This window comes from Salmonella sp. A7 (assembly GCF_020181675.1).
Classification (GTDB): domain Bacteria; phylum Pseudomonadota; class Gammaproteobacteria; order Enterobacterales; family Enterobacteriaceae; genus Salmonella; species Salmonella enterica.
In genome coordinates this window covers 1,872,551-1,891,401 of the sequence record NZ_CP084001.1, presented here as the reverse complement: position 1 = coordinate 1,891,401, position 18,851 = coordinate 1,872,551, and the positions used below count along the sequence as shown (strand labels likewise).

Genomic DNA, 18,851 nt, shown 5'->3' with positions numbered 1-18,851 from the left:
ACTTGCTTATGCAAGAAGCACTTGAAAATTCGTTACACCAGGAAATCTGATGTGAGATTTACCTTATCTGCAATTTTTTTGCATGACAAGTAAATATTTTTTACATGAATGATTAAGCACGCTAATAGTTCGGTAGCAAAAGTGTGACAACGCATGTGCTGCCTGGAAGCGACGGGATCGGTTCCAGTTAGCGTTCGACTTCTTTCGGGTGTGCTTTAGGACTTTTCCTGGAAATAAGCCCGCCGTTGCAACGGAAAATGAGGAAAAAATGCTCTCAATCCATGACCCCTTGCTGATTTTTACCGATCTGGACGGCACATTGCTGAACAGCCACACTTTTGAGTGGCAGCCCGCGGCCCCCTGGCTTACTCGCCTGCATGAAAGCGGCGTGCCCGTGATCCTCTGTAGCAGTAAAACCGCGGCTGAAATGCTCCAGCTCCAGACGACGTTAAATCTACAGGGACTGCCGCTGATTGCGGAAAACGGCGCGGTGATCCAACTGGACGTTCATTGGGAAGACCATCCCAACTATCCCCGTCTGATAGCCGGTATTTCTCACAACGAAATCCGCCTCGTCCTGCATAAGTTGCGTGAAAAGGAACAGTTTAAGTTCACCACGTTTGATGACGTTGACGATCAGGTGATAAGCGAATGGACGGGCCTAAACCGGGCACAGTCTGCCCTAACCCGTCTGCATGAAGCGTCGGTGTCGCTGATCTGGCGCGATAGCGATGAACGCATGGCGCAGTTTGTCGCCCGTTTAAATGACCTGGGACTGCAATTTGTCCATGGCGCCCGTTTCTGGCATGTGCTGGACGCCTCCGCCGGAAAAGATCAGGCTGCCAACTGGCTGATTGAAGCATATCGTCGGCAGTGGCGCGCGCGTCCTCTGACGTTGGGACTAGGAGACGGCCCCAATGATGCGCCCTTACTGGATGTGATGGATTATGCGGTTGTCGTTAAAGGGCTAAACCGGGAGGGTGTACATTTGCGTAACGACGATCCTCAGCGCGTCTACCGTAGCCAGAACGAAGGGCCGGATGGCTGGCGCGAAGGAATGGACTATTTCTTTTCCCGCTCCTGAGTCGCGTCGCTGGCGCAAATACGGTTACGTCCGGACTGTTTGGCGTAATAAAGCCGTTTGTCGGCCAGCGACTGCAACTGCTCAAAATCATAGTCGCCGTATTCCTCCGCGCTACTGATCCCCATTGACGCGCTGATACGAAGCGTCGTGCTTTTCGTCACCAGAATCTCTTTGTCATTAATGCGCTGGCGTATGCGTTCGGCAATCTGCAGCGCCTGCGCTTTCGTCGCGCCGGGCAGCACGATACAAAACTCTTCGCCCCCTACCCGTCCGGCGATGTCGTGCGCTCGAATGGTGCTGCCAATGAGCCCAGCGGCATGGGACAACACGCGATCGCCTGCCTGATGGCCAAAGCGATCGTTAACGCTTTTAAAATAATCTAAATCCAGCTGTATCACAGAAAATGGCTGGCGGGCTTCCCGATAGCGCTTTGCCAGCCTGGACGCTTTTTCAAACAGCGCGCCACGGTTATATAGCCGGGTCAGCGGATCGTGCCATGCCTGCCATTGCAGCGAATTTTGCAGAACAAACATGTTTTTGACCATATGTCGAATAACGCCCCAGGAGATCAACAGCATCGCCGTAAAAAGCACCCATAACAGCGTCAGCGCGATACTAATACTGCCAAAATTCCCTTGTATGCCTTCACGTAATGTATGCACGCGCAGCAGGACGCCATCAAAATGATCCAGCCGCTCCCAGCTTACATAATGCGTTCCTAAACGCAGCCCGCCCAGGGTATCTTTTTCTATTTCACGCGCCAGTAAGGCGCGCTCACGGTCATTTAACGTATTCGCGGTTTGTTGTTCCGGCGCGGAGTCCGTCAACAAACGGAGATGGTTATCGTATAGCTGATATTCCCCTTCAATATCCTTTTCGGCCGCATCGCGCAGGAACCGCTGTAATGACGCGACGGGAATATCCATTGCCAGTACGCCATACCAGTAATTATCGTGATCCAGCGGTAGACTGGCTGTCACTTTTTTCTGCTCGTCAGCAACATAGGGCTGTGCGGAGGTAAACCACCGCACGCCGCGCTGTGGGTTACGCCGTTGGCTTTGCTCGATAAACCAGGGCTGGGTCACGTACTGATAGTAACGGGAGACAATATCGCTACCGTACGCCGTAGGGAGAGTTGAGAGGTAAAACCCTGAGCGAGAAACATACATCGTCTCCAGCGTCAGCATGGCGGCTGAGCGCGCCAGACGCGCCAGATACCCTAACTCCAGCGTGGCGGTTAATTCATTTGCCAGGTCACGACTCTCCCGCGAAAGAAGCGTCGTCCGGGCGACAAATTGATCGGAAACGCCATATAACGGCAATGTCCGCCGCTTATCCAGCTCCAGTTGCCAGAAATGTCTGACGCGTCGTTGCTCAAACTGCGTCACCGCGCTTTGCAATGCGGAAAAAGCCAGCGGCGCCACCAGCGCTTCATGCATACCGTTGCGTAAAAAGATCAACCTGTCCATGTTGAATTGCAGTTGGCGGTCAAGGACATTCGCGACGCTCCCCAGATGATTGCGCTGACTGGCGACATACGCGTCTTTCAGTATCATCACTTCCCGCCAGGTAAGTAGCGTCGAGAACAGCATCACGATCAGAAAACAGGTGTTGACGACATGACCGGGACCAAAACGCCGCGCCAGCTTTTTAAACCAGCCTTGATTATCTAACAGTGTTTCGTGCGGCACCCTGGTAACTCCTGGTTATTGATACAACGCCCCCTGATGGCTTACGGTAGCCAGACCTCATCAAGGGATACCACTCAATCCTGGCATAACCAGGTAGCAGCATGTCGCAGCGCGACGACTCTTTTTCTCCACAGCAAAACGCCCGGCATTAACCGGGCGTTTTGTCATCGGGCTTCGTCCCGCACGCGCCTTTCCTTGCCTGGCACGAGCTCATTCTCATGGAATGCCTCCCGCTTTACGCCAAAACCATCATACCAGCGACACTCTACCATTCCGCTGGAATAACCGGTGACGATCATCCGGGGCCCACCCTCTTTCACGGTAACTTCCTCACTGACAGAAAAGACCATACCTGCCTCCTGTATCAGATGAAACGTTTTCACCTTAGACGAGGATGGGCAATTTTGCATAATTCATTGTAGAAAATCAGTGCGAAACACCGCGAATTTTCGCCACACCTTTCACCAGCGCCACCACAATGGCGCCGATAATAAAGCCGAGCACCAGATTCAGCCCCGCAGGGATCGTATGCGCCATGAAAGCCCCCTGCTGCTGCGCAAAATGTTCAATGGCATGGTGTAGCGGCGCAATACCGTGTACGACAATCCCGCCGCCGACCAGAAACATCGCCAGCGTACCGACAATGGATAATGCTTTCATTAACCAGGGCGCGATAATCAGTAATCCTTTACCGACGCCCTGCGCCAACACGCTACGCTTTTCCGCCAGCCAGTACCCCATATCATCCAGTTTGACAATAATACCCACCAGGCCATACACGCCAATAGTCACAACCAAAGCAATCCCCGCCAGCACCAACACCTGATTAAGCAGCGGCGCCTGCGCGACAATCCCCAGGGTAATGGCCACAATTTCAGCGGAAAGAATGAAATCGGTACGGACCGCCCCTTTTACTTTATCTTTTTCAAAGGCCAAAGGATCTTGCGCAGCCAGCGCCTCAAGACGTTTTTGCCGCTCCGCCGGGTCTTCTTTGTGTTTTCGCGCCTCAAAGGTATGCAGGACTTTTTCTACCCCTTCAAAGCAGAGAAACGCGCCGCCTAACATTAATAAAGGCGTGATGGCCCACGGGATAAATGCGCTTATCAGCAGCGCCAACGGCACCAGAATAACCTTGTTGATTAATGATCCTTTCGCCACGCTCCATACCACTGGCAGCTCGCGATTAGCGCGAACGCCGGTCACCTGCTGCGCATTGAGCGACAGGTCGTCCCCCAGTACGCCCGCGGTTTTTTTCGCGGCCAATTTGCCCATTACCGAAATATCGTCCAGCAGCGTAGCGATATCGTCGAGTAATGTCAGTAAGCTACTTCCTGCCAAAATGATTTCCTCGGTCTTTTCTTCTAAGACGTTAAGTATGTAGCAAAACGCGCAATGCCGAAACCGGCGGCGCGGGTCAACGCCTTTTTATTCCAAAAGGACAATTATAATGCTCGCCAGCATAATAATTTTGACGTTTACTATATCCACCCTTTTTATTTCACCGTGAGTGATTATGCGTTTCCGGCAGTTATTACCTCTTTTTGGCGCGCTTTTTGCCTTGTACATCATTTGGGGGTCTACCTATTTTGTTATCCGCATAGGCGTTGAAAGCTGGCCGCCGCTGATGATGGCAGGCGTACGTTTTCTCTCGGCGGGGATGTTGCTCATGGCGTTTTTGCTGCTGCGCGGCGAAAAACTTCCGCCGCTGCGCCAGACCATCAACGCCGCGCTGATTGGTCTACTGCTGCTGGCGGTGGGTAACGGTCTGGTGACGGTGGCGGAGCATCAAAACGTGCCATCAGGCATTGCTGCCGTCGTGGTCGCCACTGTCCCGCTATTTACGCTGTGCTTTAGCTACTTTTTTGGTATTAAAACGCGCAAATTAGAATGGGTGGGGATTGCCATTGGACTTGCCGGGATTATTCTGCTGAACAGCGGCGGCAATTTAAGCGGCAATCCGTGGGGCGCGATTTTGATCCTGATAGGTTCGATGAGCTGGGCATTTGGTTCCGTTTACGGCTCGCGCATCGCCCTCCCTGTGGGCATGATGGCGGGCGCGATTGAAATGTTGGCGGCGGGCGTGGTATTGCTTTGCGCGGCGTTTCTTTCCGGCGAAAAGCTCGCCACGCTGCCGGGCTTATCGGGGTTTATGGCCGTCGGCTACCTGGCGTTGTTCGGTTCTATTATCGCCATTAATGCCTATATGTACCTGATTCGCAACGTCAGTCCGGCGCTGGCGACCAGCTACGCCTACGTGAATCCGGTTGTCGCCGTGTTGCTTGGCACCGGCCTGGGTGGCGAGAGGTTATCGCCCGTTGAATGGGCCGCGCTGGGTGTGATTGTGTTTGCCGTAGTGCTGGTGACTCTGGGTAAGTACCTGTTTCCTGTCAAGGCGGTGGTCACGCCGTGTAAAACGGAAGATTCACGCCAGTAGATGAATCCCCTGGGTGTCGATCTGCGCGCTGGCGCCGCCGCCGCAGATCCACTCTTCCAGGCGCTCCGCCAACGCCGCGTCGCTCAATTTCGCTCGCCCGCGCAAGGCGCACTCCCAGACGATCAGTACCCGCCAGCCAAGCGCCTGTAAACGCTGAATATCGCGCTCATCGCGCTCAACGTTCTTACCGATTTTTTCCAGCCAGAAAGCCGTCCGCGTGGCCGGTACTTTGAACAGATAACAGTGGTGATGATGCCAAAAGCAGCCGTGAGTAAAAATCACACAATCATAGTCATTCACCACAAAGTCCGGCTTGCCTGGTAATGTCGCGTCCTGAGTATGAAACGTAATCCCCTGCGCGCTTAGCAGGCCGGCAAGACGTTTTTCAATAGCCGTATCGCGGGTCGCTATCGCGCGCATATTTTTACTGCGCGTGGCTTTATCGTGAACGTCCGCCATCTACCGTCTCTCTCTGACGCAGCGTCACCGCCTGGTGAATTTTGGGTTCCAGCAGCTTTGCTACCGCGGCAAATACCGGCACCACCACGGAGTTGCCAAACTGGCGATAGGCCTGCGTATCCGAGACAGGTATCCTGAACTGGTACGTTTGCGGCGCCTCAAATCCCATTAAACGCGCGCACTCTCTCGGCGTGAGTCGGCGGGGACGATGTTGTTGGTTGCCAGCATCGTCGAAATTAACTTCGCCTTTCGCCATATCCCAACCACGATCGATCAGAATTTCGGCGCCATCTTTGTAGTAGCGAGCAGATAACGTGCGCGCCACACTTCCCGGATTATCAGGATAAACCATGCCATAGCCAAAACCGTTTCCCCGCGCCTGGTGCTTTTTCGCGTAGCGATATAAATATTTCCACAGCACCGGCGTCAGGATATATTTGGCTTCGACGACGGGCTCCAGCAGTTCTGCCAGCGTCGGACGGCGCGGTGGATAACAGCGGGCGATATTGCGTAACGTAAAATCGGTTTTCAGGTTTAAATCGCGGCGGAATCCCACTAACACAATACGTTCCCGATGCTGAGGAAGAAAGTGCTGCCCGTCGATAATTTTCGGATCGTCCGGGCCATTGTCAGCGGCATCCGCCACGTCATATCCCAGTTCATCGAGCGTTTGCATAATAATGCGGAAGGTGTTGCCCTGGTCGTGACTTTTAAGGTTTTTCACGTTTTCCAGCACAAACAGCGCGGGGCGGCGAGCGTCGATAATTCTTACGACATCAAAAAATAACGTCCCCTGAGTCTCGCAGGCAAAGCCGTGGGCGCGGCCCAGCGCATTTTTCTTGGAAACGCCCGCCAGAGAAAATGGCTGACAGGGAAAGCCCGCCAGCAGGACATCATGTTGCGGAATATGCTGGCGAATGTGTTCCGCCGCCTCATCATCGCTGACCCCTTCCCGGTGGCTCAATGTGATATCGCGGATATCTTCATTAAAGCGATGTTGCAGCGGATCGCAAAAATAGTTCGCTTTATATGTCCGTACCGCGTGCTTATTCCATTCGCTGGTAAACACGCACTGTCCGCCTATCGCTTCAAATCCGCGGCGAATGCCGCCGATGCCCGCGAAGAGATCGATAAAACGAAAGGCGTAATGTGGATGATGCGCTGGCGGCGTCGGCAACCCTGTTTTAAGACAGGTGAGTTCATTGTCGCTCAAACGATGCCATGCCGCGTTCATCATTACGCGCTTTAAGATGGCCGGGCTCCAGTGCTGCTCGCCCAGGCCGTTAAGGTGCGCCACCAGCGTTTTAACATCGTAGATTTCCAGCAATTGACTCAGCATCGCCTGGATCTCGCTTCCGGCGTCGTCGGCGATGAGGTTCCGGGCGTGTGTTACTGAAATATTTTCCTGCATACATTTAACCGGCCAAAAATAATTGCCGACAGACTAACATAAAATGACGCGGTTTACGTTTCAGCGACAGGGGTTACTGATGCGTAGCAAACATCTGGATGACCGCCTCATCCCGTGTTTCATAGTCGCCTTTCAGCTCAGCGCTCAGTTTCGCCATGTACGACACCAGAAAATCCGCATTACGCTGCGCCAGGTACTTGCCCCGTTCGGTCTGCATCGTCAGCGGCAGTTTCAGCAGCTTGGTTTGAAAATGGTCGAGCGCGAATTGCTTATCGTTAAGAGGCCGTCTGTCGGCAAAGGGATCGTCGGCATCAAACAGCGCGACGCCCAGCGCGCCGGAGACCGCGAAGACCCGCGCCAGACCAATGGCGCCCAACGCCTCCAGCCTGTCTGCATCCTGCACGATTTTTGCCTCTGGCGTGGTGGGCGCAATTTTTGCGCTGAAACTATGCGCTTCGATAGCATGACAAATGCCCGCCAGTTTTTCTGCCGGAAAGTCAGGAAAATCCCGCAGAAAAATACGCCGGGTTTCTGCCGCCGCCAGAATGGAAGAACGATGCCGCTGCGGATGATTTTTCGCCAGGCTGACGATGTCATGGAAATAACATGCCGATAGCACCACCAGCCAGTCGACAGGACTGTTTTCCCCCAGCGTTTGCGCGGTTGCCCAAACACGACGAAAATGGAAGATGTCATGGGCGGCATCCTGTTCCTGATGGTGGTGACGTAGCCAGTCTTCAAACTGCGATTGCCAGTATCCTGAGTCCATACGCCCTCTCTTTATAGCAGACCATTTTTATTACATGCCTGAGCACAGGGTTCGCTATCCTGACATATCCGCCACCACTTTACATCCCTGCTTGCTTGCGCGTTTCTGGCTTAGTGTCGGCGGGATAACTCCTGTTTTTGCGAGGCCGGGTATACCAGGCAATACTCCCCAGAATAAGCCAGACGACGCCCAGCGAAAGCGCGTTCAGCCATTTTTCCGTTGTGCTGCCAGGAGTGCTGATTGGGCCGAGAACCGGCTCGGTTTGTATGGCGGACATCAGCCACACGCAACGCGCCATCGCCCAGATGAAGTAGCCGCAAAAGGTATAAAAAACCCATAACGCTAATTTGCCGCCCATGCTACGGGTGGCGTTGTCCTCCCTGGTACTCAAACTTTACTCCGCTTTTGTGATGTAAGTCATATGACATTAATTACATTATAATGTGACATTAGTCACATTTCGACCATAAAATACCTTATCCACCTGTTCTGGTTATTCATTCCACAAATAGTTTATTCTCAGATAATGTTACGCCTGGCGCTGAACCTGCTGTTAAATAAGGGAATGGTGATTGAATCGCACTCTGATGCAGAATAACCCATAACCAGAACAACTTATTTTTACGCACCGCGATAGCGTTTTATTTTATTAGCATTAAGTGTCAGAATGATTCGGTTATTAGCCTTTTATCATTTATTTTATCATTACCCACATTACCGGCATTTATGCCGGTTTTTTTTATGCTTTTTCATAATCAAATCATGAAATACATATAAAAAACAAATTATATTCACGCCAAAAAACATCAAATCAAAACACATAACCCATTGATAAAAAATGATAATTATAGAATATATATTCTTAGTTACTTATATGGTCTGTATTATAAAAAACCAAACAGAAACAAATTGAAATATTTTAAATACCTTTGTTACATGTTATTTTTTAAATTCCATGAACTTCATAGAATAGTATCAATTTGTAGTTTTGTTGAAGTGGCTACATATTCATATAAATTATTATCATAAGGGAATACATAATGAACAGAAAAGTTCTGGCACTGCTTGTCCCGGCGTTATTAGTGGCAGGCGCAGCAAATGCGGCTGAAGTTTATAATAAAAATGGCAACAAACTCGACCTGTACGGCAAAGTTGATGGTCTGCGTTACTTCTCTGACAATGCAGGCGACGACGGCGACCAGTCCTACGCCCGTTTTGGCTTTAAAGGCGAAACGCAGATTAACGATATGCTGACCGGCTATGGTCAGTGGGAATACAACATTAAGGTAAACACCACCGAAGGCGAAGGTGCAAACTCCTGGACTCGTCTGGGCTTTGCCGGTCTGAAATTCGGCGAGTACGGCTCTTTCGATTATGGCCGTAACTATGGTGTTATCTACGACATTGAAGCCTGGACCGATGCGCTGCCGGAATTCGGCGGTGATACTTATACCCAGACCGATGTCTATATGCTGGGCAGAACCAACGGCGTTGCTACCTACCGTAATACCGACTTCTTCGGTCTGGTGGAAGGCCTGAACTTCGCGTTGCAGTACCAGGGTAATAATGAAAATGGCGGTGCTGGTGAAGGTACAGGTAACGGCGGCAGCCGCAAACTGGCCCGTGAAAACGGCGACGGTTTCGGTATGTCTGCCTCCTACGACTTTGACTTCGGGTTAAGCCTGGGTGCGGCCTACTCTTCCTCTGACCGTACGGACAATCAGGTTGCTCGTGGTTATGGCGACGGCATGAATGAGCGCAACAACTATGCTGGTGGTGAAACCGCTGAAGCCTGGACCGTAGGTGCCAAATATGACGCCTACAATGTTTACCTGGCGGCGATGTACGCTGAAACCCGCAACATGACCTATTATGGCGGCGGCAATGGCGAAGATAATGGCGGTATTGCTAACAAAACCCAGAACTTTGAAGTGGTTGCGCAGTATCAGTTCGATTTCGGTCTGCGTCCGTCCATCGCCTACTTGCAGTCTAAGGGCAAAGATTTAGGCGGTCAGGAAGTCCATCGTGGCAACTGGCGTTACACCAACAAAGATCTGGTTAAATATGTTGACGTCGGTATGACTTACTACTTCAACAAAAATATGTCCACCTACGTTGATTATAAAATCAACCTGCTGGACGAAGATGATGACTTCTACGCAAGCAACGGTATTGCAACCGATGATATCGTAGGTGTTGGCCTGGTCTACCAGTTCTAAGACGCTTTATATTATTCAAGCCCGTGCTTAGCGCGGGCTTGTTATTATAGGGCAAGAATTAAATAACGGATAACGGCGCAAAGACAGGTGACCTGGCTTCATCGGATAGATGAAGACAACGTCGCTCTTTTCAGGCGCTGTCTGCAAGAGAAATAACACTTTTGAGGAAAGGAAAATGCCACTATAGATGATGAATGCCAGCGTCTATAGATGACAATCATCGGGCATAAAAAAGCTCCGGTACGGAGCTAATATGAGTTATTTTCTAAAATCTGGCGGAACCTGTCCTGAGCGAATGTATAATCCAACATTATCAAAAGTGATCATGGTTGACTTACAAAAAATACATTTCGCGCCAAATGGGTTTTGCTCAGTAACATCGAATGTCGATGTTCTGTATTGTGAACCATGGCAACATGGACACCGGAAGTGAATTTTATTAGTAATATCAGTTGCCTTAAAGCGCCACAACGTTGACCGCTGATGGACCTTTTGGTCCCTGCTCTACTGAAAACTCCACTTCCTGATTTTCATTCAGAGTGCGGAATTCATTACTTTGAATGGCGGAAAAATGCACAAACACATCTTTGCTGCCATCTTTAGGCGTAATGAAACCAAAGCCCTTTTCAGGGTTAAACCATTTTACTAAACCAGTGATTTTCGTCGTCATAATATTGTTACCTTTTGAATGAGCCCTTGGGCAAAATGGCCTGAAGAAAATTATCAGAGAGAAAAAAACCTAAAGGAGATCTCAAGAGGAACAAATGATGAGAAATATTACAATCACTACTTCAGATAAGTTTGTATCAAACCGCACAACCATTAACGCATGGTTAACTGCACATAGCAAGCTTTAGTTTTGTTAAAAAAATATTAATTGTTTTTTAGCATTATCACGCTGATTGCCATACTCTTTTTATCCATGCCCGTCGCTACGGCTGAAACCTGGCGTAAATAAGTTACGTCTCCCAACGCCTACCTGGCAATAAACGCGCCACATTTTCTGATGTCGTAAACCAGAATACATGCGCATCATCGTGAGAGGTTCCTGTGATCTCGTGTGACCAAAACCGGTTAGAGAACGGGGATGATTTGGCAACTATCTCATGCATTGATCGCACAAGTTACTTAACACGCAGTAGATCAGAGTATCTTGTGGTGTACCGAGGCGAAAGCATTTCTCGCTTCATAGCCCACTGTTGCGACATCCCCTGCCCGGCGAAGTACAGTGTCCCCTTCCCGTCTTTTGCGTTAAGATGGTCCAGTACTTCCATCAGCTTCTCACTACCGGCGCGCGGCGCGTTATCGTCGAAAAGGTTGAGTTGCGCTACGCCCTGACTGAAGAAGTCACCCAGCATCACCCCCGCTTTCTGGTAGCAATGGCCGTCGCGCCAGATTTTATCCAGGCATTTCACAGCCGCATTGATAATGTCGCGTGAATCCTGCGTGGGGGTGAGAAGCGTCACCGCGGCGCTGTTACCGTAGTAGGGCTCGTTCAGGGCAAAGGGGGATGTTTTGACGAATGTTGAGATGAAACGGCAGTACTGGTGCTCGCCGCGGAGTTTTTCTGCCGCGCGCGCAGCGTAGCTGTAAATAGCCTGGCGCATTTCCTCATAGTCTGTGACCCGCTCGCCGAAAGAGCGGCTACAAACGATTTCCTGCTTTGCCGGCGCAAACTCTTCAAGCTCCAGACATGGCTCTCCGCGAAGCTCTCTCACGGTACGCTCCAGCACGACATTGAAGTGTTTCCTGATGATCCAGGTACTTTGTTCAGAGAGATCGAGAGCAGTCTTGATGCCCAGGGCATTGAGCTTCTTACTGATGCGTCTGCCGACACCCCAGACATCCTCTACGGGTATCAGGGCCAGCAGCCGACGCTGGCGATCGATGTTCGACAGGTCAACCACCCCGCCGGTCTGGCGCTGCCACTTTTTCGCAGCATGGTTAGCCAGCTTGGCAAGGGTTTTCGTCTGGGCAATGCCTACACCGACAGTCAGGTGCGTGCGCTTCAGGACCGTCGCTCTTATCTCGCGCCCGAAATCTGTCAGATCCCGGCAGTTTCGTACTCCCGTCAGATCACAAAAAGCCTCATCAATGCTGTAAATTTCTACCCGCGGCGCCATCTCCTCGAGTGTGGTCATTACCCGGTTCGACATATCAGCGTAAAGCTCGTAATTACTGCTGAAGCAAACAACACCGGATCGCCGGAAGCGTTCTTTCTGTTTGAAGAATGGCTCACCTGGTGCGATACCAAGCTGTTTCGCCTCGGCGCTACACGCGATAACGCAGCCATCATTGTTTGATAACACCACCACCGGTCGGCCACATAAATCAGGACGAAAGACCGTTTCGCAGGAGGCGTAAAAGCTATTAACATCGCAGAGCGCGAACATAATCAACTGACCGCTTTAATGATAAAGGTCACCACCCCGAATATGTCGAGCGTGTCTTCACTGCCGACAGGTATAGGTCGATAGGCGCCGTTCATGGGGATTAGCTGCACTGTCGGGCGCAACTGCAACCGTTTTACGGTGAACTCTCCTTCAATTGCCGCAATTACAATGTCACCGTGGTCAGCGTTCCGTGAGCTATCCACCACCAGCAGGTCGCCGTCGCTGATGCCTGCTTCAATCATTGAATCACCCGTGGCTTTGACAAAATATGTTGAGCTGGGATGAGAAACGAGCAACTCATTAAGATCGATACGCTGCTCAATGTAGTCCGCTGCGGGGCTGGGGAATCCACACGGCACTAAGTAACTGAAAAATGGGAGAGGAATAATTTCGCGCAACTCTGTAGGTCTGAAAAATTCCATAATCCATACCTCGAATACTGTTTTTATATACAGTAGTATTATTTAAACATGCGCGCAAGATACCGGAGTCGCTACGGCTGTTTAAATCTTCGTCGCTTCGTTTGTAAGTTTCTCTCTCAGTTCAAATTATGGGTTTTGTAAATTTTCCGGTTGTATTGTCATGTGTGCATATTTAAGCCAGTCTGGAGGCCACATTTTCTGTACAGCGTCGACAGCCCCGCAGCGTAAGTTATCGCCACGCGCCAGCGCGTTTCCCTGACAGCAATTAATCTTTCGCCCTGCGCCCATGTCTACAGGAGAACATTTCGGGCAACAGGCCGGGTGCGACGATTACCGAGGACGGCGGCGTTAAATCGCCGCTAGTGACATCAATATTAATCCAGATGGGGTACGGCGAAAGAGCGGGGGCAGAAAACCAGGAGTTGACTTATGATCGAAAAGTAAAAATAACACTATCCCTGGCCCCCTCTTCTGGCAGAAAAAGCATAAGATGGCGATACGTTTTTCACGTAATATTCTAACAGAATATTCTAAGTGTATTCTAAGTGTGAGACTGATCGCTGAAAGAAGATGAGCTAAGTGTTTGAATTGTGGCGGAGAGAGGGGGATTTGAACCCCCGGTAGAGTTGCCCCTACTCCGGTTTTCGAGACCGGTCCGTTCAGCCGCTCCGGCATCTCTCCGTATGTTGCAATGATGCCAGGTAATTTGGCATTTTAACAGACCCTATTCGGGTAATTTTGTTCAAGTGACGAGTTTACGAGCAAAACGATGATTAAGTGGCCCTGGAAAGCACAAGAAATAACCCAGAACGAAGACTGGCCGTGGAATGATGCGCTGGCTATACCTCTTCTGGTAAACCTCACCGCGCAAGAACAGGCTCGGCTTATTGCGCTAGCCGAACGTTTTTTGCAGCAGAAAAGACTGGTAGCGCTACAGGGATTTGAGCTCGACTCGTTAAAAAGTGCACGTATTGCGTTAATTTTTTGCTTACCGATCCTGGAGCTCGGTATTGAGTGGCTTGATGGTTTTCATGAAGTGCTCATTTATCCCGCGCCCTTTGTGGTAGATGATGAATGGGAAGATGATATAGGTCTGGTGCATAGCCAGCGTGTCGTACAGTCGGGACAAAGCTGGCAACAAGGGCCCATCATTCTGAACTGGCTGGATATCCAGGACTCGTTCGATGCTTCGGGTTTCAACCTCATTATCCATGAAGTCGCGCACAAACTGGATATGCGTAATGGCGATCGCGCCAGCGGCATCCCTTTCATCCCGTTGCGCGATGTGGCTGGCTGGGAACACGATCTCCACGCGGCAATGAATAATATTCAGGATGAAATCGATCTTGTTGGCGAAAGCGCTGCCAGTATAGATGCCTATGCCGCCACCGACCCTGCAGAATGTTTTGCCGTGTTGTCAGAGTATTTTTTCAGCGCGCCAGAACTGTTTGCTCCACGTTTCCCGGCGCTATGGCAGCGTTTTTGCCAGTTCTATCGCCAGGATCCTTCTCAGCGCTTACGGGTAAACGCCGCCGAAGGCGACTACGGCGAGGAATCCGAACATTAATTCCTCACTTTGTGGGTTAATTAACCAATTGAATTGGCGCGTTAATTTTACTGTTGACACGTTATAGCGGGCCCAGTATTATGCGCCTCGTTGAAACAATTCCTCTGTAGTTCAGTCGGTAGAACGGCGGACTGTTAATCCGTATGTCACTGGTTCGAGTCCAGTCAGAGGAGCCAAATTTAGGGAAGCAGACGTTCACTGACGTCTGCTTTCTGCATTTATATCAACTGATTATCCCCTTCTTCAGGTTCACCCTCGTTCACTAAAAATCATTCGAAGCCATACCCTTTTGCTGGTAAAGCTGGTTCGATTTACGTTTTACCAGCACGCGGAGGGAACCGTCATGTCACTTACTGATACTAAAGTAAAAAATGCCAGACCATCGGAAAAGGCTGTCAAGCTCACTGACGGGTTTGGCCTCTATCGGTTCGAAATACTGGCAGTTGGGCTACCGCTATTATGGCAATCAGGAGGTGTTTTCCATTGGGGTTTACCCTGCTGTATCGCTTGCCGATGCCAGATAATGCCGTGACGAGGCTAAAAGGTAGCTGGCTCAGGGGATTGACCCGAACGCAAAAAAACAGGCTGATGAAAAAATCCTTCAGGAAAATTTGACTTGTGTAATTACAGACAAAGTTGCGCCATGCCGGGGCAAAGCAGGGATTAGATCAAAACTTCAACGCTTTGTTGTTTTTGTCAGCAAACAAACGCGTAATCTTATTTCCCCCTTTGACAAGCCGATCACACATCGTTACTATGCGCCCCGTTCACACGATTCCTCTGTAGTTCAGTCGGTAGAACGGCGGACTGTTAATCCGTATGTCACTGGTTCGAGTCCAGTCAGAGGAGCCAAATTCCTGTTTTCAGGCGTACTTATAAGTCACTATTCAGTTAGGTTCCAATAAGTTAGCGTGAAAATCTTTCCCGATGTGTGTCTGGTTTTTCCTGCGTATCCGGCGAAATTAGTGGTCTGATTTGGGGCCATTTCAGTTCGATAATGGCGTGACCACCCTATATTCCTGTCCGACACGAAAATCCGCAGTATCAAGCCTTTTGATAACCCCTTTAAACTGATCGATTCACACGATTGTATCTGCTTGTCAATCCGGGCTTGTGGGTCAGGCGCTCAAGGAGCGTGAAGTGTGGCGCAATGTTTTCGCCTTCCGGCGCGTTTCCTGGCGTAGACGTGATTATCGGCGACAGGTCTCCGGCGATGGTGATGAAGCTCGCGGCACAATAAGGCCTTAGCGGGATGCGGAATCGCCTCCCGCTAAGGCTTCATTCAGCCACTTTCCATATCATATAAATACGCCTCTTCCGCTCCTGTCCAACAGCAGGCGACAGCTCATTTCGTTAGCGAAACGGTGGCTCATTAAACGTGCGTAATTTACGTGAGTGCAAACGATCACCTTCTGCGCGTAGCAAATCAATAGCACGAATACCAATTTGCAAATGTTCTGAAATAGCCCCCTCATAAAACCGGTTTGCCTGCCCGGGCAGTTTAATTTCACCGTGTAAAGGTTTGTCAGAAACACAAAGCAACGTGCCGTAAGGCACACGAAAGCGATAGCCCTGGGCTGCAATCGTCGCGCTCTCCATATCAATCGCAACCGCGCGGCTAAGGTTGAATCGCAGCGCCGATGCGGAATAACGAAGCTCCCAGTTACGATCATCCGTGGTGACGACTGTTCCCGTGCGCAGTCGCTGTTTCACCTCTTCGCCGGGCATTCCGCTAACCGCTTTGGTAGCGTCGTACAGCGCACGCTGTACTTCCGCAATGCTTGGAATAGGAATATCAGGCGGCAGAACAGCATCCAGCACATGATCATCGCGTAAGTAGGCATGGGCCAGCACATAATCGCCAATCGCCTGACTTTCTCGTAACCCTCCACAGTGCCCAATCATAAGCCAGACGTCAGGCCGCAACACGGCCAAATGGTCGCAAATCGTTTTAGCATTTGAAGGGCCGACACCAATATTTACCAGCGTAATCCCCTGCCCATCTGCCGTTACCAGGTGCCAGGCGGGCATCTGATGCTTCTTCCAGGCCAGATCGGAAATAGCCTCTTCCGGCGCTTCCGTTTCTGCCGTGATCCAAATTCCGCCGGCACAGGAAAGCGCGATATAGGGGCTGTCAGGATCAAGAATTTGGCTGCATCCCCAGCGCACAAACTCATCGACATAGCGGGTGTAGTTGGTAAACAAAACGAAGGGCTGAAAATGTTCAACCGGCGTACCGGTATAGTGCCGTAACCGGGCCAACGAGAAGTCAACACGACGCGCGTCGAAGTGCGATAACGGATAGAATTCGCCGGGGTGGAACAGACCGTCTGCCGTCTCATCGCCAATCTGCGCCAGTTCTGTGGTAGGAAAATGGCGCGTTAGCCCGGCGCTCATAGAACGATCCAGCGTCAGAGCTGAGCCGTCAATCACGTAAGGATACGGGATCTCATGGTGCGAGGCCTCCACCGCAATATGCGCGCCATAATCATGATAAACGAGGTTAAGCTGTTCCAGAAGATAAGCGCGAAATAGCGCAGGCCGCGTAACGGTAGTGGTATAACAGCCGGGATGAGTAAAGCGTCCAAAAGCGCGTGTTTTAGGCGGGTTCGGTGTCGCGCCATCCCAGCTTACAGACAGCGAAGGATAAACAAACAGTCCGTTAAGCCTGGCATGGGGATCGGGCAGCGTGCCGTTATCAACATAGTCAGCGATGGCTTCACGGAGCGCGTTAACCGACTGCTCGTACAGCTCCTCCAGGCGATCCAGCGCCTGCTCGGGCGTCAGGTTTGTGCCTTTATTTTCCATATTATTCTCCTTAGCGTTCACAGGTGAGGCACGTCATTCGATAGTATGACAGCAAAGGAAGAAACTAAAAGGGTTAGCGTAAGGGCGGCGGCAGTAAACATGAACCCTTTAAAAAGAAAAGAGAACTATCTTAGCGCCACCATCATCGCTCAAAAAGAAGGGTACTGGTACAGCCATTTGTTAAGTTCATTACAATTAGTCATATAACCATTTCCCGGCTTTTGCTGACTCGATCAGCATGCTGATAGTGAAATCTGGGACGGGTACAGGCTCCGTTTTCTTGAACGGATGCCATGAAAAAGGGTAATTAGGAAAATAGGTTTCTATTCTGAAGTTACCTCGCTCGACATTGAGTTTCTCGAAGAATTTATTCATGAGATCTTCGGCTTCAAGTTCATCAATGCTCAGATCAGTATCAAGGTCAATCTCTGGTGTTAATTCCACTTGCTTAATGTTGAACAGATATGTGCCAACATAAGGCCGTACAAGCTCGTAAACTTGCTGTTCAATATTGTCTACCATAACTTATCATTGCCCCGAGCAATGGTATTGTAGTCGCGTATAGTGCGATATGTTATTTGTGACACATCTGCGGCAAGGATAATTTCCCCGATCAAAGGAATGGAACGTCCAACAAACGGCACAATGTTACGAACCATAACACGTCTGGCTGTCCACGGGGTGTAACCGCCCTAACCATGTCGGAAGGGATATTCCAAAGGGAAATTTTGACTTTTTAAACACTGCACGTGCAGTCCTGGACGCGTATGATGTGCCTTTAGTCGCTCCAGCGGGTTTCGCCCTTGTCCAGAGATTATTGCGACCTGATACCAGAGCAACAACGGCCCCGAAATCTGCAACACCAATCCCAAACTGGCTTGCGGTATTCTCACAAAAAATCATAAACAGAAGTTCGGCAGCATTCAGATTGGATTTTCCTGCATAGAAGTATGTTCCATTTAGTTCTTCTACTGTATCCATTAGAAACTCTATAGCTGCTATTTTGGTTTACTTATTGTACAGCCTTGTTTCGAATGAAAGAAATCAATCTTTTGGGAAAGAACGGATCAAGATCACGGAAAATATCTGAAATCAGATGAAAGAGACAGTCGCGATTCCCACCAGGGGCATCACCTGGCAAGCTTGTGTGATCGCTCCGTTTGAACCGAACACATCTATATGTCAGCATACTGATACGGGTTTGATCTTGCGGATAGCGGTATCGGTTAATGCCATCGGCGGGGGCTCCATTTTTCCAACGAACCGTGAAGCCTCCGATTAAGCCCTCAAGAAACTATGGATGTCAAAAAACCCGGCAAACCTTCTCAGGTCAACCGGGTAAAGATAATTTCTTGTTTTTTAAACGTCTCCGGACTCACCAGGATGTCCCGAAACTAAAATCTGGCTCCTCTGACTGGACTCGAACCAGTGACATACGGATTAACAGTCCGCCGTTCTACCGACTGAACTACAGAGGAATCGTGTGAACGGGGCGAATATTAACGAGGTGCCCCTGGCTTGTCAAAGCCTGTTTTCACAAAAAAAGTTCGTTTGCTGTTTTATTCCACACTTCGGTTAAAATTCACCGTTTCCT

General features: G+C 50.3%; 18 protein-coding genes, 4 tRNA genes and 2 pseudogenes. 8 read left to right on the top strand and 16 right to left on the bottom strand.

Translation table 11 applies throughout. From position 1 onward, the window contains the following. Window positions 1–268: 268 nt before the first annotated feature. Window positions 269–1,084 carry a mannosyl-3-phosphoglycerate phosphatase-related protein gene (locus LCS67_RS09105; protein ID WP_000948794.1) on the top strand — a complete coding sequence of 272 codons (816 nt, stop codon included), beginning with the start codon at window positions 269–271 and terminating at the stop codon, window positions 1,082–1,084. On the opposite strand, the gene dgcQ is transcribed toward LCS67_RS09105, so the two are convergent. From dgcQ to LCS67_RS09090, 3 genes are all read right to left on the bottom strand, one after another. After that, the gene (dgcQ, locus tag LCS67_RS09100) at window positions 1,063–2,775 is read right to left on the bottom strand and encodes a cellulose biosynthesis regulator diguanylate cyclase DgcQ (RefSeq protein WP_001119818.1); all 1,713 of its coding nucleotides are present in this window, start codon (window positions 2,773–2,775) and stop codon (window positions 1,063–1,065) included. The genes LCS67_RS09105 and dgcQ overlap by 22 nt on opposite strands. A 164-nt stretch (window positions 2,776–2,939) precedes the next feature. Beyond that, window positions 2,940–3,125, bottom strand: a complete 186-nt coding sequence (locus LCS67_RS09095) for a YodC family protein (protein WP_000232161.1) — start codon at window positions 3,123–3,125, stop codon at window positions 2,940–2,942. A 76-nt stretch (window positions 3,126–3,201) separates the two neighbouring features. After that, window positions 3,202–4,119 carry a DUF808 domain-containing protein gene (locus LCS67_RS09090; protein ID WP_085920526.1) on the bottom strand — a complete coding sequence of 306 codons (918 nt, stop codon included), beginning with the start codon at window positions 4,117–4,119 and terminating at the stop codon, window positions 3,202–3,204. Window positions 4,120–4,288: 169 nt separating this feature from the next. Between LCS67_RS09090 and yedA the strand changes: the two genes are divergently transcribed. After that, window positions 4,289–5,209 carry a drug/metabolite exporter YedA gene (gene yedA, locus LCS67_RS09085; protein WP_001212264.1) on the top strand — a complete coding sequence of 307 codons (921 nt, stop codon included), beginning with the start codon at window positions 4,289–4,291 and terminating at the stop codon, window positions 5,207–5,209. On the opposite strand, the gene LCS67_RS09080 is transcribed toward yedA, so the two are convergent. The 4 genes from LCS67_RS09080 to drpB all read right to left on the bottom strand — a co-directional run bounded on the left by LCS67_RS09080 (window position 5,198) and on the right by drpB (window position 8,239). Beyond that, window positions 5,198–5,668, bottom strand: a complete 471-nt coding sequence (locus LCS67_RS09080) for a very short patch repair endonuclease (RefSeq protein WP_000785978.1) — start codon at window positions 5,666–5,668, stop codon at window positions 5,198–5,200. The genes yedA and LCS67_RS09080 overlap by 12 nt on opposite strands. Then, window positions 5,649–7,079 (bottom strand): DNA cytosine methyltransferase, encoded by a 1,431-nt coding sequence (locus LCS67_RS09075; protein WP_001157316.1) that lies wholly within the window; start codon window positions 7,077–7,079, stop codon window positions 5,649–5,651. The genes LCS67_RS09080 and LCS67_RS09075 overlap by 20 nt, the downstream gene beginning before the upstream one ends. Before the next feature lie 73 nt (window positions 7,080–7,152). Then, window positions 7,153–7,848 carry a phosphohydrolase gene (locus LCS67_RS09070; RefSeq protein WP_000377042.1) on the bottom strand — a complete coding sequence of 232 codons (696 nt, stop codon included), beginning with the start codon at window positions 7,846–7,848 and terminating at the stop codon, window positions 7,153–7,155. 79 nt (window positions 7,849–7,927) lie between these two features. Then, window positions 7,928–8,239, bottom strand: a complete 312-nt coding sequence (drpB, locus tag LCS67_RS09065) for a cell division protein DrpB (protein WP_000107440.1) — start codon at window positions 8,237–8,239, stop codon at window positions 7,928–7,930. Window positions 8,240–8,888: 649 nt separating this feature from the next. On the opposite strand from drpB, the gene ompS1 reads away from it, so the two are divergent. Continuing rightward, window positions 8,889–10,067: a porin OmpS1 gene (ompS1, locus tag LCS67_RS09060; RefSeq protein ID WP_031567923.1), complete on the top strand. Its 1,179-nt coding sequence runs from the start codon at window positions 8,889–8,891 to the stop codon at window positions 10,065–10,067. Between the two features lie 258 nt (window positions 10,068–10,325). On the opposite strand, the gene LCS67_RS09055 is transcribed toward ompS1, so the two are convergent. From LCS67_RS09055 to LCS67_RS09030, 5 genes are all read right to left on the bottom strand, one after another. Further along, window positions 10,326–10,514, bottom strand: a complete 189-nt coding sequence (locus LCS67_RS09055) for a hypothetical protein (RefSeq protein WP_024131109.1) — start codon at window positions 10,512–10,514, stop codon at window positions 10,326–10,328. A 10-nt stretch (window positions 10,515–10,524) separates the two neighbouring features. Then, window positions 10,525–10,737: a cold shock domain-containing protein gene (locus tag LCS67_RS09050; RefSeq protein WP_000208509.1), complete on the bottom strand. Its 213-nt coding sequence runs from the start codon at window positions 10,735–10,737 to the stop codon at window positions 10,525–10,527. Between the two features lie 454 nt (window positions 10,738–11,191). Then, window positions 11,192–12,460 (bottom strand): Y-family DNA polymerase, encoded by a 1,269-nt coding sequence (locus LCS67_RS09045; protein ID WP_023212516.1) that lies wholly within the window; start codon window positions 12,458–12,460, stop codon window positions 11,192–11,194. A gap of 2 nt (window positions 12,461–12,462) precedes the next feature. Next, complete coding sequence (locus tag LCS67_RS09040; protein ID WP_000394197.1) at window positions 12,463–12,882, bottom strand: translesion error-prone DNA polymerase V autoproteolytic subunit; 420 nt, start codon at window positions 12,880–12,882, stop codon at window positions 12,463–12,465. A gap of 591 nt (window positions 12,883–13,473) precedes the next feature. Continuing rightward, window positions 13,474–13,563 (bottom strand) — tRNA-Ser (locus LCS67_RS09030). An 88-nt stretch (window positions 13,564–13,651) separates the two neighbouring features. Between LCS67_RS09030 and mtfA the strand changes: the two genes are divergently transcribed. From mtfA to LCS67_RS09010, 4 genes and pseudogenes are all read left to right on the top strand, one after another. Continuing rightward, window positions 13,652–14,449 carry a DgsA anti-repressor MtfA gene (gene mtfA / locus LCS67_RS09025; protein WP_000598926.1) on the top strand — a complete coding sequence of 266 codons (798 nt, stop codon included), beginning with the start codon at window positions 13,652–13,654 and terminating at the stop codon, window positions 14,447–14,449. 100 nt (window positions 14,450–14,549) lie between these two features. Next, window positions 14,550–14,625, top strand: a tRNA-Asn gene (locus tag LCS67_RS09020). A 167-nt stretch (window positions 14,626–14,792) separates the two neighbouring features. Then, window positions 14,793–15,057: pseudogene (locus LCS67_RS09015) on the top strand (Arm DNA-binding domain-containing protein); the annotation flags it as partial. Window positions 15,058–15,225: 168 nt separating this feature from the next. Then, window positions 15,226–15,301, top strand: a tRNA-Asn gene (locus tag LCS67_RS09010). A 501-nt stretch (window positions 15,302–15,802) separates the two neighbouring features. Here LCS67_RS09010 and LCS67_RS09005 read toward each other — a convergent pair. Next, entirely contained in the window at window positions 15,803–17,257 is a 1,455-nt protein-coding gene (locus LCS67_RS09005; RefSeq protein WP_000428191.1) for an AMP nucleosidase, read from the bottom strand. Window positions 17,258–17,302: 45 nt separating this feature from the next. Between LCS67_RS09005 and LCS67_RS09000 the strand changes: the two genes are divergently transcribed. Next, window positions 17,303–17,464, top strand: coding sequence for a hypothetical protein (locus LCS67_RS09000; RefSeq protein ID WP_001531298.1), 162 nt, complete (start codon window positions 17,303–17,305; stop codon window positions 17,462–17,464). On the opposite strand, the gene LCS67_RS08995 is transcribed toward LCS67_RS09000, so the two are convergent. The 3 genes and pseudogenes from LCS67_RS08995 to LCS67_RS08985 all read right to left on the bottom strand — a co-directional run bounded on the left by LCS67_RS08995 (window position 17,453) and on the right by LCS67_RS08985 (window position 18,735). Continuing rightward, window positions 17,453–17,779, bottom strand: a complete 327-nt coding sequence (locus tag LCS67_RS08995; protein ID WP_000228163.1) for a DUF1493 family protein — start codon at window positions 17,777–17,779, stop codon at window positions 17,453–17,455. The two genes, LCS67_RS09000 and LCS67_RS08995, sit on opposite strands and share 12 nt — an antisense overlap. Then, window positions 17,773–18,238: pseudogene (locus LCS67_RS08990) on the bottom strand (STM2901 family protein). Before LCS67_RS08990 ends, LCS67_RS08995 begins: the two are co-directional and overlap by 7 nt. A 421-nt stretch (window positions 18,239–18,659) precedes the next feature. Further along, window positions 18,660–18,735 (bottom strand) — tRNA-Asn (locus tag LCS67_RS08985). Between the last annotated feature and the right edge of the window lie 116 nt (window positions 18,736–18,851).